This window comes from Bradyrhizobium sp. Leo114 (genome assembly GCF_055229415.2).
In genome coordinates this window covers 1-15,336 of sequence record NZ_JBUYEN020000090.1, presented here as the reverse complement: position 1 = coordinate 15,336, position 15,336 = coordinate 1, and the positions used below count along the sequence as shown (strand labels likewise).

At 58.5% G+C, this 15,336-nt stretch carries 11 protein-coding genes and 6 pseudogenes; 5 read left to right on the top strand and 12 right to left on the bottom strand.

Features of this window, described 5'->3' with window-relative positions:
• Nucleotides 1-395: 395 nt before the first annotated feature.
• Both ACZIRK_RS43020 and ACZIRK_RS43015 read right to left on the bottom strand, forming a co-directional pair.
• Nucleotides 396-511, bottom strand: a pseudogene (locus ACZIRK_RS43020) (LysR family transcriptional regulator); the annotation flags it as partial.
• A 483-nt stretch (nt 512-994) separates the two neighbouring features.
• Nucleotides 995-1,540 (bottom strand): annotated as a pseudogene (locus ACZIRK_RS43015) (carbamoyltransferase C-terminal domain-containing protein); the annotation flags it as partial.
• 1 nt (nt 1,541) lies between these two features.
• Here ACZIRK_RS43015 and ACZIRK_RS43010 point away from each other — a divergent pair.
• Nucleotides 1,542-1,880, top strand: a pseudogene (locus ACZIRK_RS43010) (IS5/IS1182 family transposase); the annotation flags it as partial.
• Between the two features lie 162 nt (nt 1,881-2,042).
• On the opposite strand, the gene ACZIRK_RS43005 reads toward ACZIRK_RS43010, so the two are convergent.
• The 10 genes and pseudogenes from ACZIRK_RS43005 to ACZIRK_RS42960 all read right to left on the bottom strand — a co-directional run bounded on the left by ACZIRK_RS43005 (nt 2,043) and on the right by ACZIRK_RS42960 (nt 11,337).
• Entirely contained in the window at nt 2,043-2,783 is a 741-nt protein-coding gene (locus tag ACZIRK_RS43005) for a sulfotransferase (RefSeq protein ID WP_130228491.1), read from the bottom strand.
• Nucleotides 2,784-3,074: 291 nt separating this feature from the next.
• Nucleotides 3,075-4,128: pseudogene (locus tag ACZIRK_RS43000) on the bottom strand (NADP(H)-dependent aldo-keto reductase).
• Nucleotides 4,129-4,163: 35 nt separating this feature from the next.
• The gene (locus ACZIRK_RS42995) at nt 4,164-4,952 is read right to left on the bottom strand and encodes an ABC transporter permease (RefSeq protein WP_130228492.1); all 789 of its coding nucleotides are present in this window, start codon (nt 4,950-4,952) and stop codon (nt 4,164-4,166) included.
• Between the two features lie 3 nt (nt 4,953-4,955).
• Nucleotides 4,956-5,870, bottom strand: coding sequence for a nodulation factor ABC transporter ATP-binding protein NodI (gene nodI / locus ACZIRK_RS42990; protein ID WP_028168862.1), 915 nt, complete (start codon nt 5,868-5,870; stop codon nt 4,956-4,958).
• Entirely contained in the window at nt 5,858-7,588 is a 1,731-nt protein-coding gene (gene nodU, locus ACZIRK_RS42985; RefSeq protein WP_130228493.1) for a nodulation protein NodU, read from the bottom strand. The genes nodI and nodU overlap by 13 nt, the downstream gene beginning before the upstream one ends.
• A complete protein-coding gene (gene nodS / locus ACZIRK_RS42980) occupies nt 7,570-8,229 on the bottom strand; it encodes a nodulation methyltransferase NodS (protein WP_130228494.1) in 660 nt (219 codons plus the stop codon). Before nodS ends, nodU begins: the two co-directional genes overlap by 19 nt.
• A 27-nt stretch (nt 8,230-8,256) precedes the next feature.
• Nucleotides 8,257-9,612 carry a chitooligosaccharide synthase NodC gene (gene nodC, locus ACZIRK_RS42975; RefSeq protein ID WP_130228495.1) on the bottom strand — a complete coding sequence of 452 codons (1,356 nt, stop codon included), beginning with the start codon at nt 9,610-9,612 and terminating at the stop codon, nt 8,257-8,259.
• Nucleotides 9,609-10,283, bottom strand: coding sequence for a chitooligosaccharide deacetylase NodB (gene nodB / locus ACZIRK_RS42970; RefSeq protein WP_130582779.1), 675 nt, complete (start codon nt 10,281-10,283; stop codon nt 9,609-9,611). The genes nodC and nodB overlap by 4 nt, the downstream gene beginning before the upstream one ends.
• Nucleotides 10,280-10,915, bottom strand: coding sequence for a NodA family N-acyltransferase (locus ACZIRK_RS42965; protein WP_283813299.1), 636 nt, complete (start codon nt 10,913-10,915; stop codon nt 10,280-10,282). The genes nodB and ACZIRK_RS42965 overlap by 4 nt, the downstream gene beginning before the upstream one ends.
• Entirely contained in the window at nt 10,912-11,337 is a 426-nt protein-coding gene (locus tag ACZIRK_RS42960; protein ID WP_130228499.1) for a response regulator, read from the bottom strand. Before ACZIRK_RS42960 ends, ACZIRK_RS42965 begins: the two co-directional genes overlap by 4 nt.
• Before the next feature lie 470 nt (nt 11,338-11,807).
• Between ACZIRK_RS42960 and nodD1 the strand changes: the two genes are divergently transcribed.
• The 4 genes and pseudogenes from nodD1 to ACZIRK_RS42940 all read left to right on the top strand — a co-directional run bounded on the left by nodD1 (nt 11,808) and on the right by ACZIRK_RS42940 (nt 15,181).
• Nucleotides 11,808-12,752: a transcriptional regulator NodD1 gene (gene nodD1, locus ACZIRK_RS42955; RefSeq protein ID WP_028168856.1), complete on the top strand. Its 945-nt coding sequence runs from the start codon at nt 11,808-11,810 to the stop codon at nt 12,750-12,752.
• A 97-nt stretch (nt 12,753-12,849) separates the two neighbouring features.
• Nucleotides 12,850-13,290, top strand: a pseudogene (locus tag ACZIRK_RS42950) (helix-turn-helix domain-containing protein); the annotation flags it as partial.
• Between the two features lie 5 nt (nt 13,291-13,295).
• Nucleotides 13,296-13,841: pseudogene (locus ACZIRK_RS42945) on the top strand (LysR substrate-binding domain-containing protein); the annotation flags it as partial.
• A gap of 1,073 nt (nt 13,842-14,914) precedes the next feature.
• Nucleotides 14,915-15,181, top strand: a complete 267-nt coding sequence (locus ACZIRK_RS42940; protein ID WP_196237468.1) for a hypothetical protein — start codon at nt 14,915-14,917, stop codon at nt 15,179-15,181.
• Nucleotides 15,182-15,336 lie beyond the last annotated feature (155 nt).

The following is a 15,336-nucleotide window of genomic DNA, read 5'->3' as shown; positions in this document are numbered from 1 at the left end:
CCGTCGCCCCCTTCAGAGGGGAGCACCCAATCATCGCCCAGCGGCAGCGTCAATCACCCCGATCGGGCAATCCAAAGCATTCCGCGCAAGTCAAGGCCGGGCACGGCGATCCTCTCGTGACGCTCACGAAATAATGGAGAGCTGGATGTGCGGCAGAGCCACTTGGGGCGGCGAGCCCTTCCGCGCGCGATGTTGCGACAAGTTCGCGGCCTCTCACCGTAAATAGTGCAGCGACTGCGGCCGGTTCATCGACGGGGTTCTGGCGTATGTCAGGACACCCGGCGATCCAGAAAGCCCTGTGCAACCACTGTTCGACCAACTCGGGCTTCCCCGACTCTACACATCGCGGAGTTAGGCGCGCGTAGCCAGGCGACGGCGGCGCTCATGGTCGGCTAGCTCAGGTTGATGCTCGTGCCGCAGCGGTAAGGTTACGTTCGGTCACCCGAGCGTCGAGCACGACGAGCAGATTTAGATCATCGAGGCCCTGAACGCATGATCTGGACTTATCCAGACTGTGGATGCATTCGATCAACAATCAGTTTTACCAATTCTAGGAATGACGGCAAGCAAAAAGCCAGTTGGAGAAATGAATTCAGGCATACCGGGATGGCTATCGATCTTTGCCTGGCTTTGAGAAGAATTCTCAGGTGCACGCCGAGCATCAACCGAGGCGCATGTCCATTGCGGCCACGTTCTTCGGGGGGCTACGCAAGCTGCGTCGCGCCGGCTCGACGCGACAAGCGGTTCGCACGTCGCGTAGGCGCTTACTACCGATAAACCTCCGTATAGCTGTTCCAACCCTTTTATATCACCCGCTTATCTCCGTATAATTGAACCAACCATGTCGAATGGAACTTCTCGTGCTCGGTCGCTCGTCGTCCAGAGCTGCTGCTGTGGCGCAGCGCCCAAGACTACAACCATGACCCAGCTACCGGATAAGCCCGCCTCTGGGGCCCAGCTGCCCCTGTATTTGGGGACATGCACACGGCCATATTCATGAGTGCCTGTTATGCTTTCTCCAGCATTGATCGCAACCTTGATGCGCGAGAGCAGCATGTGAAGGATGCAGCTTAAGGCGGCGCTGCTCCCATAATCCCCGCAGTTCCTTCACGAGAGCTTCACGCCTAGCCTGATCGAACGTAGTTGTATCAAGGAGATCCCCGAGCACGGCTTCGCCCTCGATCCGCATCAGTAGATCGAACACATCATGTGAAATACGCACACCGTCACGGCTGGAGGGCCCCGTACGGATCTCGCACACCGTCTCTTGGCGATCTAGCGCGGTGTAAGCGCGGACTCGATAGAGGCGTGCATAAGGCGGCAATGAAACCGCGAGCCCAGTCCAATCCTTCAGCATTGCAGCCCGCTTTTTGACGAGGAACGGCCCGACTACAAGTCCATCCAGCTCTGTCGTCAGAAACGCGGCAATCGCGTCTGCAACCGAATCCACGATCGGCTCGGCATTGTTGCTAAAGGACGTGTTGAGCAGAACTGGGATGCCCGTCCGCCTCTTGAACGCATTAATAAGCTCCCAGTAGGCGCGGCTGCAGAACGGCGATGTGTTCACGAAGTTCATGACCAAGCTTCTGAACCATTCTCAGGTCAAATCGCTATTGTCGGACGAGCATTTTTCGGTGGACGGGACGCTGATCGAAGTTTGGGCTTCGCAGAAGAGTTTTCGCCCCAAGGACGGCAGCGGCAACGATGATGATGGCGCCAACTTCCACGGCCAGAAGCGCAAGAACGACACCCATGCGAGTACCAGCGATCCGGACAGCAGGCTTTATCGCAAGGCGGCCGGACGCGAGGCCAAGCTTTGCTATATGGGCCACGCCACCATGGAGAACCGGCACGGGCTGGCGGTGGCCGGCAGGGTCACGCATTCATAAATTTTGTCTAGCCCGCCACTTACTCCTAGACACAGCATGTCGCGCTCCATTCGTCGTGATAGGGACACTCTACTGGCCTGACTCAGGACCGTTCCACCTGAGTGAGGTTCCACCTGAGTGAGGTGCACTGTCGCTCGCCGCCGCGAAGGTCAGTCAGAAGTTACCGACCTCAAACAATCTAGCGTAAGGTCCGTCTGCGAAGTGAAGCCGCAACTCATGAAAATTCTGTACCGTCTGGTCCAGCGGTCGCGTTTCCTGGCGCTGAAGAATGGCGCGACCAGAAAGCTGAAGCGCTGGAACCCCGAAGAACTCCCAAATCGTTGCCAAGCAAGCGGCGGGTTCGCGAAGAAGACTCTCGTACTCAATCACAAGCATGTTGGTCGGCGCGAAGGAGTGCGCGACCCGAGCGTGGAAATTGTCGGCAGTCTTGAAGTAGGCCTCGCAGTCGGCGATTGACAATCTGACGCACGGCGGCGGAGCCGCGTTGTCAGAGCTGAATTTCAGCCATTGGCGGGTTTGCCTTGCCTGCACCAGCGATCGTAGCGATTCCAATGTGTTTCTGCGAACCACGAGGATGACCTTCAGGCCTGGCCAACCGGCCAGCTCGGCAAAAAAGCCCGGACGATCGTGAAACTGAGGTTCGTTGATCTTGCAGCCAACGTGCGTCACCTTGTCGCTCCGCGGGGGATAGCGCAGGTAGGCAAGTTCTAGGAGCTCGCGATCGCTATGTAGCAGGCGATCCTTATCGGGCCACTTCGTATCATATGGATTGAGCAACTCACCGTTACTGAACACGTTCGGATGCTCGTTTAGCAATGCTTCCAGATAGTGCGTGCCAGTCCTTGGCATCCCAAGAATTACAAAGGGCTCAGGTGACAGTACGGGGTAGGTCATTGCATGTGGCTCCAACTAATATTGATCGCGAGGCTTGGGGTGGCGCCCCGCACAAGAATCCACGCTGTCATCTCTCCGCCGACTCTTTCAATGATGTTGAGAAGCGGCGGGGATTAAATCCGCGCTCATGCAACGCTGCAATCAAGCGGGACAGCACCATGACCCGTCTGGTCGCGCAGGCCGGCGTGAGTGTCCGGTTTCAACCCGCTCGGCTCTTTGTCCTGGTTCTCACAATACGGCTCACGGGACCCGATCGGCGACGTGATTTGTACCAGGAGGCCAATACCCGAATCATGGGGACGGCGTTCCATAACGCTGATAGATTGACTGAATTCCATCGAGGACCTCGCGTGACAGGCTGACTTCCACACTGGCGATGTTGTGCTTTAGCTGCAGCTCGGAGGTCGCGCCTACGAGGGTGCTTGCAACGAATGGCCGGCTGCTGAAGAATGACAACGCGCCGTGCGCTGGATCAATGTTATGTTCCCGAAACAGCGTTGTATATGCGAGGGCCGCATGCTGGGCCCTCTCATTGCTGTAGCGGAAGAATCTCCCTAATAAGTTCAGCCGCGAACCGCCTGGTCGCTGCCCACCCAGGTACTTACCGGTCAGTGTGCCCATCGCGAGCGGCGAATACGCTAGAAGCCCTACCCGTTCGCGCTGAGCCATCTCGGCGAGGCCGTTCTCGAAGTCGAGGTTAAGCAGATTGTACGGATTCTGAATGCTTATCACGCGGGCTAAACCATGTACTTCTGCGTGATGCAGGAAGCGCGCAAGGCCCCAAGGTGTTTCGTTGCAGAGCCCGATGTGACGAACGCGACCGCTTCTGACGAGTGCGTCCAACGCCTCCGCGTCTCCAGGATCGGGACCGTGTCCTCGTCGAGTTCGTACTGGTAGTCGACTAACTGAAAGACGTTGGTGCTGCGGTCGGGCCAGTGCAGTTGGTAGAGGTCGATATAGTCCGTGTGGAGCCTTTGCAGGCTGGTGTCCACGGCCTCGAACAGATTGGCGCGTGTGTAGCTGACGCGGCCGTCGCGCACATAGGGCAAAGTTTGCCTTGCCTGCTCGAACAGGGCCGACGGCTTTGGTCGCAAGCACGACGTCTCGCCTGCGCCGGGTCTTGCGTAGCCAACTGCCGATATAGCGCTCCGCAAATCCATGTGTCTCCGCACGGGGTGGCACAGGGTACATTTCGGCAGTGTCGACCAAGTTTATGCCGGCATCTAGGGCTGCGTCCAGTTGCGCGTGCGCCTCGGCTTCCTCGTTCTGCTCCCCCCAAACTCATAGTGCCCAAGCCGAGCGCGCTCACCTTCGGGCCGCTGCGGCCCAGTTCACGATACTGCATCGCATATCTCCTTCTCGTAGTGGTCGTGAGTAGCGTCAACGCATCAGGCGTCGACGAAAAAGTGCCGCCGACAGGAAGAACGGCAATACTGCGTACATGCAAATTACACCGATATGCAGGCCGACGCTGCCGGCCGGGCGGCCAAGCATCGCCGGACGAATGAGATCGATCGAATGTGCCAGCGGCAAGAAGCGCCCCACCTGCTGAAAGGCGTCGGGCAGTTGGGTGACCGGGAAGACCGCGCCGGACAGGAACAGCATGGGTGTGAGGACGAGCGTCTGGTAAAACACGAAATAGTCGTAACTTGGTGAAAGCGCTGCGACGACCATCGCCAGGCTCGCGAAGGTGAGACCGGTGAGGGCGATAGCTGGCAGCGCATAGAGGATGGATGGCCACGCTGCGTAGCCCAGGATGGCGGCAACAATCGTAATTGCCGCCCCGGCCAGAAAGGCCTTGCTGGCTGCCCACGCCACTTCACCGAGAAGGATGTCGCCGAGCGTGAGCTGCGTGCACAGGACTGCTTCCCAGGTGCGCTGATGATGCATGCGAGCGAAAGCCGCATGAATGGTTTCGAAGGTGGCGGAAATCATCGCGCTTGTCGCGACCATGCCAGCCGCCAGAAACGCGATATATGAGGTGCCGTCAACGCGACCTAGCATTGCTCCGAGGCCCAAGCCGAGGCCGAATAGAGAGCTCATAGGCTCGGCGGCGTTCCCGAGAACCGATGCCAGCGCGACTTTCCGCCACGCCAGATAGTTGCGTCGCCATACCGCGATCCAGTTCCACGCATTGGCGGGCAGAGCCGCCGCATAACGTCCCCACATGGTTCAGTCCTTCATCTCCCGCCCAGTCAGCCGCAAAAAGACATCCTCAAGATTCGGTGGACGCTGCAGAAAGCGTAGACCCGTGTGCCCGCGCAGCTGCCCGCGCACCCGCTCCGGATCTGGCGCATAGCAAAAGAGCGTCTCACCGCTCACGTCGATACGCTGCGCGTACGGCCTGATCAGCGCACCCAACTCATGCGGATTGCCACCGTAGATCTCGATCACTTGGCAGCCGATCTGCTCGTCGATTAGGGTGTGAGGCCGGCCTTCAGCGATCTTGCGCCCTTGCTCGAGTACGCACAGCCGGTCGCACAACCGTTCGGCTTCTTCCATGAAGTGGGTGGTCAGAAGAATCGTCTTGCCGCGCGCCAACAGCGAGCGCAACCGTTCCCAGATCAGGTGGCGCGCGTGCGGATCGAGGCCGGTTGTCGGCTCGTCCATGACGAGGAGCTGAGGGTCATTGATGAGCGCACGCGCTATCGTCAGGCGCCGCTTCATGCCGCCAGAGAGTTCGGCGACGCGCGCATTCGTCTTGTTCTCGAGGCGAGCGAACTCGAGCAGTGACGGCGTGACCGCTTCGATTTGGTGCGCGCTCATGCCGAAATAGCGCCCGAACACCAGCAGGTTCTCCCGGACCGTGAACTCGAGATCAAGATTGTCGAATTGCGGGACCACGCCTATGCGCATGCGAGCCAAGCGAGCGCGTCCCGGCACTGGTTCCCCGAGCACGGTGATGTTGCCCGCGTCAGCTGACGCCATGCCGAGAACCATGCGCGCAATCGTGCTCTTGCCTACGCCATTCGGTCCCAGCAAGCCGAAGCACTCTCCCGACGCAACGGTGAACGACAGCCGGTCGACAACGACCTTGTCGCCATATGACTTTGTTACGCCGGTAAGGCCGATCGCTATCGCGGACATGCGCTCATCTTGGCGTGAGGGATGCCGTCGCCCGGCGATAGCTCAGCTGCAAGCGGCTTGGTCAACAGCAGGCCGTCGCACCATACGTGTTCAACGCGTCCCCACTGGCAGGCTGCGGCGGCATCCGGAAAAAACCCACGCCCATGGTGGTTGGCACTCGTATTGCAAAGCAGCGGAATGCCCGTGAGTTTTTCATATTCGACGAGAAGCTCAGCGACTTTGTGCTCAGAGTTTCTAGGAACGGTCTGCAACCGGGCAGACCCGTCGAGATGTACAACGGCGGGGATTTTGTCCCGCCATTCCGCTCGCGTCTGGTGATCGAACAGCATGTAAGGATCCGGCGTTCCAGGGCTGAAAATTTCCGGCGCGCGATCTTCCAGGCATATCGGCGCCACTGGCCGGAAGTGTTCGCGACGTTTGATGTCGTTAAGATGATCCTTCATTCCCGCCGATGTCGCGGCTGCGAGAATGCTTCTGCCGCCCAACGCTCGTGGTCCGAGCTCAGCGCGGCCGGCGAGGAAAATCACGGGCTTATTGCTCGCCAGGATGGCAGCAAGTTCATGCATACTGCACGGCGCAGCCTCCCACTCAGACGGCACATCGGTGCGTGCCAGGGCTGGGCCACTGTAGACCGACCAGTCCAGCGGCACGAAGCCTATGTCCGCCGCCATTGCGGCACAAGCCGCGCCGATTGCCGAGCCGCTGTCATTCGGAAAGGGCGGCACCCAGACAGCATCGCACAGGCCATTAGCACGTAGTGCACTGTTCCATTTTATGTTGAGACCGCAGCCACCGGCTATACACAAGTTGCGCGATCCCGGAAAACCCGAATGCCGCTGCAAAGCGACTGTCACTTCCTGAACAAGGAGACGCTCGAGAAAACAATGAAAAGATGCAAGTACATCTTCGGGTGCCTTAGCCTTCAATCGCAGCGCGCTCCGCTCGAAGAAGTCGTGCATAGCCGCAAGTGACGACTCCGCGCTGTTTATGCCCGCTCGGTAACGGCGAGCCTGCTCCGTGTCGGCCGCAAAGCGCTCCTCGTAGAGCTCCTGAAATACCGCCATCATGGCTTCATCAGCACACCCGAGCGCGGTGTAAGCCATCAGCTTGCCGGCAACACCTAGGTCCCAGCTGGTCCGGTTCGCCTGCCTATAAGGTCCGAAGTGAGAGCCAGCGGCACCATATGCATGGCCTATCATCGGGAACAGGCATTCGAGGAACCGGGCGCCCCGACGATCTACATAGTAGAGACGTGGAAAGATGCAGCCGTCCCATACCAAGCAGAAGGCTGGTTGTCCGGCTTTGGCAAAGGGGCTGGTGCAGTATGCGGAGGCCACATGGCCTGTGACATGCGGATAGCTTCTATAAGGGAAGAGCCTGCCCTCGAGCATGAGCCCAAAGCCGTCGTGCGAAGTGAGAAGGCCCTCGGCATGGCGTTCAACATACGGCGCCCCTTTAAGAGTGATCGCTGCCGTCCCACTGAGGGCCTCGAATTGGGATTCGACTTCCCCGTCCCAACCATCGATGACAAACCGATCGACATCCCGCGGATCCAGACCGTGCTCCGCTAAAGCGGCGACAACTGCGTCGAGATTGTCGATGGCTTGATATCGCAGATTGTTGCCCCGCTTCTCCTGCTCGACGCAAAAGACGAGCCGTCCGTCCTCGACAAGAGCGATCGCCCCGTCATGCGTCAGCTTTATACCGCAGATGCGCATTGTGCCTCCATGTCAACGTCGGCGATTCGATTGACTCGAGATCGAATCGGATTCCGGAAGCAGGCGAGCAGGCAGTCTTCGTTGACCGACTCGCCATGGCACTGCAGCCGCTCGACCTCGATCAGCGTTTCGTTCAACATGCTGATGACCGTCTCGGCACCAGCAGGGTGACCCCAGCGCCGACACGTGGCATCGCGCGCGGATCCAAAAACCAGCGGCCCTTCCGGCGCAAGCATCCGCACTAGTTTGCAAATGGCCGCGCGTATCTCGGCCGTGTCAGCCAGGTGATCGAGAACTTCCGCCACGACGATCAAATCGAACAGCTCTCCGGTCGAGAACTGCTGAACGTCGCAGACTATCCACGTGATGTGCGACCATCTCTTCGTCCGTTGGCACGCTCGACCAATCGCTCGCGGCACGACATCGAGCGCTCTGAGCCGTTTGCAGTGCGGCGCCAGCTTTTCCGTGAATGCGCCGGCTGCGCACCCCACTTCGAGGGCATTTGTGATAGACCCTCTGGAAAGCGAAAGTCGCGGCATTTGCGTGTGACGCTCCCGCTCAAACGGATTTCCGTCGAGGCGCCACGGATCGTCGGCAGCCAGTTCCCGCTCTAACAGTTGGTATTTCTTATCCAGGCTCACGAGCTATTCACCTATGTAACTGCACGATCACTCGCCGCTGCAAGCGCTGTCAGACGTTACCAACCTCGAAGAAGCACGCGAAAGATCCCTCCTTCGGATTGACCCACCAATTCCCGGACCTTCTGTAGCATTTGGTCCACCGACCGGATTTCGGATGACGACCTGCTTTCCCCCCCCGTTTGGTAGCTTGGCAGCCTGGCGCGACAGCCAATCGCTATTGCTCAATGTACACAATGCATAGGCTTTCACGGGGAGTAAGAGAAAGATGTTGATGAGTGTGTGCAGAGAAAAGCCGAGAAATCGAAGTTCGCGAGCACGAAACGCTGCGACGCTGCAGCGAACCACGGTCATTGATGCGATAATCAGTCCTGCCCACCACGGCACTGTGGCTGTGAGTGCGAGCTGCGCGAGCGCCGTTAGCGATGACAGGGCGAGAAGTAGCGGGCCGAGATTCTGTCCGACTACATCTAGCGTGAGATAGCGATCAAGTTCAGGCAACAGGCGCAGCGCAAGGAACGTATCCCGGAAAGTGCTCCGTGCCCAACGGAGTTGTTGGCGCAGATACGGCCCTAGCCTGTCCGGAACAACTGTTGCCGCGACGGCGTCGGGAGCGTACTCCGTTTGAAACCCTGCTTTCAACATGAGGATCGTGAGATGGCGATCCTCACCGAAGTCGCTTGGCTTTCCCCGAAAGAATTGCGTCTCGTACTGATCTAGTAGCAACAGGAGCGCGGAACGACGGTACATCGCACATGGGCCGCAGCAGCACATAACGGCGCCGAAGCGAGCTTGTGCCGCGCGCTCTTCGTTGCAAGCCAACCAGTACTCCATATCAATCAACCGGGTCAGCCAAGTGTCGCTTCGGTTGCTCGCCGTCAACTGCCCCATGGCCGCCCCGATCGCTGGATCCTGCATCTTCCGTGCAAGCTTCGTGACCACATCGGCTGCTATTATCGTGTCCGAGTCGACGTTGAGCACGAGATCTCCAGATGAGCGGCGTATCGCAGCGATCTGCGCCTTCCGCTTTCCGACATTCTTTCGCAGCAGAATGAAGCCGAACCTCGGGTCGTCAGAGTAGGCGTCGTGAACGGGTGCCACAGCGTCGAGATTTCCAGAACCGTCATCAACCACATAGACCCGCAGTTTTCCGGCGTAGTCTTGGCTTGCAATGGACTTCAGACACGCCGAGAGCGTACGCGGGTCCTCGTTGAAGCAGGGGACGATGACATCCACGCTTGGTAGAGCGTCGGAGTTGACCACGTCGCCCGACGGCGATGAAACGTTTGTCGGCAGAGCATAAAGCACCTGCACGCTTCTATGGACAGTCGAGAGAAGCGCATAGACCGAGATAGCGACAGTGCTGGTTGTGGTAAGCAGGTTCATAGGGTGCCGGTTTGGTGAGGTTGAGGAAGCGAGCGGATTGAAAATCCGCGGACATGCAATGCTGGAATCAGGTTGGAAAGCGCCAAGACGGTCTGATCGCGCAGACCAGCATGAGTGCCCCGTCCCAACTCGCTGGGTGGACATCCGTCGTGCAAGAGCACAATTGCTCCCGGCCGGATAGAGGCCATCACCGCGTTGACAATCGCGTCAACGCCGGGACGAGACCAGTCTCGCGGATCTACCGACCAGTGCAGGGCAGCCAGCCCAGCCCTCGCTGACGTAGCGAGCACCTCTTCGGTCCACATACCATAGGGTGCACGCATGTGCCGCGGCGAGGCCTGGGGGCATGCCATCCTGATGACTCTGCTCGCCGTTAGTATTTCTTGTTGCACTTCGGCGAGTTCGCATCTGGACAAGTCCGGATGAGTCATTGTGTGGTTTGCGACCTCGTGCCCTTCTGCGACCATTCGTCGGATTAGTTTCGGCTGGTCCGCCGCGTACGCGCCGATGACGAAGAAAGTCGCTGGCACTCGGTGTTCCGCCAGCACATCGAGGACATTCGGCGTGCAAAGTGGATTAGGACCGTCGTCAAACGTCAGATAGACGCCGCGACTTTCGGTGCGGTCAGCGTATTCGCCGCGCGCTTCGCAAGAGCAGTCGAGGTGTGTCACAGCTCTGGCCCGTTCCGATCAATCATCGTGCCGGTCGGCCACTCGCTCATCGACCGTCCAATTGGTAAAATCACGATGAGTACGTCCTCGGTGCGTGTGGGCGGCTTGTCGAGACGTACATCTGGAAGGGTCGACCGCACGCGAACCCCCGACAAAACGGTTGCCCAACCGTGCCGGGCGACCCTTTCAACATGCTTCTGCAGCGCAGGCCGAACCGCGCCGAAGCCGAAGGGAACACCAAGCTCTTGCAGGGTTGGACGCAGGACGTGCACTGCACCGTGATAGGTGACTCCGAGTCCCTCAAAATCTCGACGTACCGCGTACAAACCTAGGTCGGCCACTAGTACATCGACCGCGCCAACCTTGATGAAACGGCGCAGTAAGCCCATATGAGCCGCTACACCGCGCGAGTCGTAGCCGATTACACGGAGCTCAGGCCTCGCGCCGGCCCAACTTCGACTGCCTTCGAATGGCTTTCCATTAAACGCCCCAGTCGGCCCATACGTCTTTCGAAAGAACTCGGCGAGTTCGACATGGTCGGCGAGTTGCAACTCGTTTTCCCAGCACAGCTTCCACCGCACCTGAGAGCGCATTGAGAGACCCCCCGTAGAGCTGGATACGGCAATATTCATGGGTGCCTCCTTTGCGCCGACCGGCATTCGAGGTTGGACTTGACGCACGCGAGCAGTTCGCTACCGATGAACGGCTTCACCAGGGAATGGGAAACGCTGGCTCGCAGCGCCCGCAGCCAGTGGTTGTCGCCGGGACGGCTCGTGAGCAGAATGGTGAGATCGGCCTTTCCGGATGCGGCCGAGTGCTGGCATAGCTCAAGCCCGGCCACTCCGGGCAACTGCACATCCGCGATCAAACAGGACGTGCTGAGAGGACGGTTGGATTTCAACTCATCTGCGCACTGGAAAGGTTCGGGGTTGTCGCTTGTCGACAAGAGCACGTCTGTCAGCGCTTGATTGACCGATGCATCGCGATCCACGATGGAGACAACGTCGAGCGCATGTGCCATTTGCACCAAATCTACCGGGGACTTCGCCTGCATTTTCTGCACGATTTGACTGCTATGGATACGTGATAAATTGGGCCTGGGTCGCAAAGGCATTGGGTGCCGGCAATCGGCAGCTCCCGACTTGTTGGGATGTTAAGGCGAAGTTGATCGCTGGCTCAATTCTACGGAGGTAAGCGGCCGATATAGAAACGGTTGGAAAAGCTATACGAACGTTTACCGGTCGTGAGCGCATAAGCGATCTGCGCCACGCCTGTCGCGTCAAGCCACTGCGCTGCAGCTCATACAACCCGTTGAAAACTGTGGCCGCAATGGACATGCGCTTCGGTCGGGGCTCGGGGTGCAGCTGAGACTTTTCGCGGAGCCAGGAGAAAGACTGGCAACCATTCCTTATCGGCCTGAATTTTATTGTGCTGACCGACCGGCTTTGGTATCCGCCATTGCGCAAAATTGGTAAAATCGATTATTTTTATTGAACACATCCACACGATGGATAACTCCACGCCATGCGCTTCAAAGGCCTTGATCTAAATCTTCTCGTCGCGCTCGATGCTCTGATGAGAGAGCGTAATCTCACCGCGGCGGCACGCAGCATCAATCTGAGCCAGCCGGCTATGAGTGCGGCCGTGGCCCGCTTGCGCGCCTATTTCCGCGATGAGCTATTTACGATGAGGGGCCGGGAACTTGTCCCCACAGCACGAGCGGAACGGCTCGCCGGGCCGATACGCGAGGCGCTGGTGCACATTCAGCTCTCCATAATTTCCCGCGACACGTTCAACCCAGCTAAGTCGGATCGCCGCTTCCGGATTCTCCTTTCCGATTTCATGACAATCGTTTTCTTTAGACAGATCGTCGACCGTGTCGCGCGGGAAGCTCCCGCCGTCCGCTTCGAATTTCTGCCATTTGTCGATGAGCCTGATGAGCTTCTGCAGCGCGGCGAAGTCGACTTTCTTGTCTTACCGGAATTATTCATGTCGAGCGCGCATCCTAAAGCGACACTGTTCGAGGAGACGCTCGTGTGCGTAGGCTGCCAGACGAACAAGCAGCTGCCACGGCAGCTTACATTCGAGCAATACATGTCAATGGGACATGTTGCGGCCAAGTTCGGGCGGGCCCTGAGGCCGAATATTGAGGAATGGTTCTTGCTTGAGCACGGTCTTAAGAGACGCATTGAGGTCGTTGTGCAAGGATTTACCATGATCCCGCCGATGCTATCGGGGACTGAGCGTATAGCGACGATGCCCTCAAGGCTGCCCCAGCATTTCGCAAAGACGATCCCCCTCCGGATCGTCGAAGCACCGCTCCCGCTTCCCGCATTCACCGAGGCCATCCAATGGCCGGCCCTTCATAATACTGATCCGGCAAGTATTTGGATGCGGCGGATATTGTTGCAGGAGGCCTCCTGCATGGCTTCTCCGCGTGAGACCACCCGAAACCGCAGGCGCTGCTAAGTTCACTAAAGCGTCTTACCATCCGCTCTCGGCGACAATTCAGATCTACACTAGGTACCCACTTTTCATAGAACGTGAGTCGTGATTCAAGATCGGGATGATTCCCGAAGCAAGAGAAGTCCGCGTTTCGCGGAAGGAGCGTCTGGAGCTAGAAGCCCGGTGCCGCTCGCCGCGAACGTTACAGCGTGATCTGAAGCGTGCCCGGATTGTTCTATTGGCCGCGGAAGGCTGCAGCACGCGTGCGATAGCCAAGACAGTCGGCGTGCAGCCGCGGATCGTCAGCCATTGGCGGCATCGCTTTGCGGATGAAGGGCTTGCGGGCTCGGAGGACAAGCCGCGGCCCGGCAAGAAGCCGATCTACACGAAGGCGACCGGTAAGCGGATTCTGGCGCTGCTGGACAAGCCGCCTCCTGCCGGGTTTGCGCGCTGGAACGGCCCCCTGCTGGCGGAGGCGCTGGGCGACGTCGACGTTCAATATGTCTGGCGCTTCCTGCGCGAGCACAAGATTGAGAGCGCCGCCGCCGCATGGAGTTCCTCGGCTGAGTCGCACGAGAAGCTCCCGCCGTCACTTTCGAATTGTTGCCACTCGCCGATGAGACCGATGAGCTTCTCCGGCGGGGTGAAGTCGATTTTCTTATCTTGCCAGAATTGTTCATGTCGAGCGCGCATCCTAAAGCGGCATTGTTCGAGGAGCGGCTCGTGTGCGTAGGCTGCCACACGAATAAACGGCTGCCACCGCAGCTTGCATTCGACAAATACATGTCAATGGGGCATGTCGCAGTGAAGTTCGGGCGTGCGCGAAGGCCCTCCATCGCGGAATGGTTCTTACTTGAGCATGGTGTCAAGAGACGCATTGAGGTCGTCGTGCAGAGCTTTAGCATGATCCCGCCTGTACTATTGGACACGGGGCGCATAGCTACGATGCCCTCAAGGCTGGTTGAGCATTTCGCGCAGACGATGCCCCTGCAGATCGTCGCACTTCCGCGGTCACTTCCCGCATTTACCGAGGCCGTTCAATGGCCCGCTTTTCACAACAATGATCCGGCATGCATCTGGATGCGGGAGATATTGTTGCGGCGTCCCGCATGACTCCCCTGCCTGAGACCACACAAAGCTCTCGGCGCCCCTAGATCACTTAAAGCGTCTCATCGCCCTCCTCCTCGCTTCAAGCCGGTTACGCCCACATCCTTGGTGATGAGCCGGCCCTCCTTCATCGCGGGTGCAGTCTCGGAAAGTATGCTGCAAGGTCTTCGCTGGCGGCTCCGGCATGAACTCGGCTCGAATGCCTACCTCTTGCTCGAACTTCGTCTGCGCGCATTTCATGAGAGCCGCCTGACCCTGGTCCTCACACCGCTCTCTGCCCCGCAACCTCTTGACGAGCGCCTCTACAAGAGGCATGAACGCCATCCCTCGTGAGAGTGCTTCCTGACTACAGTGCCCGCGCCGGCAGCGGTCCGCTTCGAGCAAGACGGCAAACATGTGCGATGTAAACCAAGGGCTTTCCTGATCGAGGCCAGCCATTTGCCTTGTGCGCGCAGCCCGTCGCGCGCTCCGCCGCCGCTCAGAGCACCACCTTATCGCCGATCCGCAATGAGCATCTTCATTGCTGCAGAAATTCGGAAGAACATTGCCCGCCTGAGTATCCATCATTTGGTATACCATGCGCGAGAAGGTCGAGCAGCGCCGCCGCTGGTAGATTGGTGCCCTCCCGCCATTCTCGTAACGGTGCTGCGATCCGTTGTAAACGGAATCAAAAGAGCAGCCATCGCTTTGCGATGGACATTCAGATATGCGAGCCAAGCTGAGGAAATGTTGAGGCTATCGTTTTTTGGATTAGCATCGGCGACCGCGTCGATCTCACAACGACTCCGCGCTTCCTGCAGGCATGAGTGAGCATAGCGGTGCTTCGGATGTGAGAGTTCATCTTTCTCGCCTCGTTGCTTCGGCTGCACATAGGCAACGGTGCTCGCAAATTGTTCAGAGAAGCTTGCCCGATATCGCCTACCTGGGTTCGGGACAGAGCAAAGCGCGACTGTGTTGCGCAACGGCATCACTTCAACGCATACCGCATCTTCATTGCCGTACGTCGTTGGTCTGTCTTCTTTTGGCCAAACGTCTTAGCGACGTGCGGCCGCCCTAGCGCGATAATGATACGGAGCCGAATGTTGCAGCAATACAGTGGTGTCTACGATCCGGAAGACCTTACGGTCCTGGGAAGGATTTTTGACGAAGCGGTCGCAGCGCTACCGACTTCTATGCAGACTCCTGAAAATCGAGCGGCGATCGCCACGCTTGTTCTGGCACGTGCTGCCGCCGGTAATGCGGAGTTGGCGTCATTGATGAATTTGGTCGTCGCCATTGCCTCTGCCGCTCGATCAGGCGGCCCCTCTGAGGAGAGCAACCTTGCTGGCGCCAGAAGAGCCATCTAGCTGGCGCCTTAATCGAAGCAGAGTGCAGCTAGCAGTCTGCTGAAAAAGCCCTCGTCAGGGGCTGCGATTGATGATTCTATATCGATCATGGATCGTCGGGGGTTCGCATGCGGGGCGCTTTTTCGGATCAGGGCGGATTATTTTCGTACATTTCG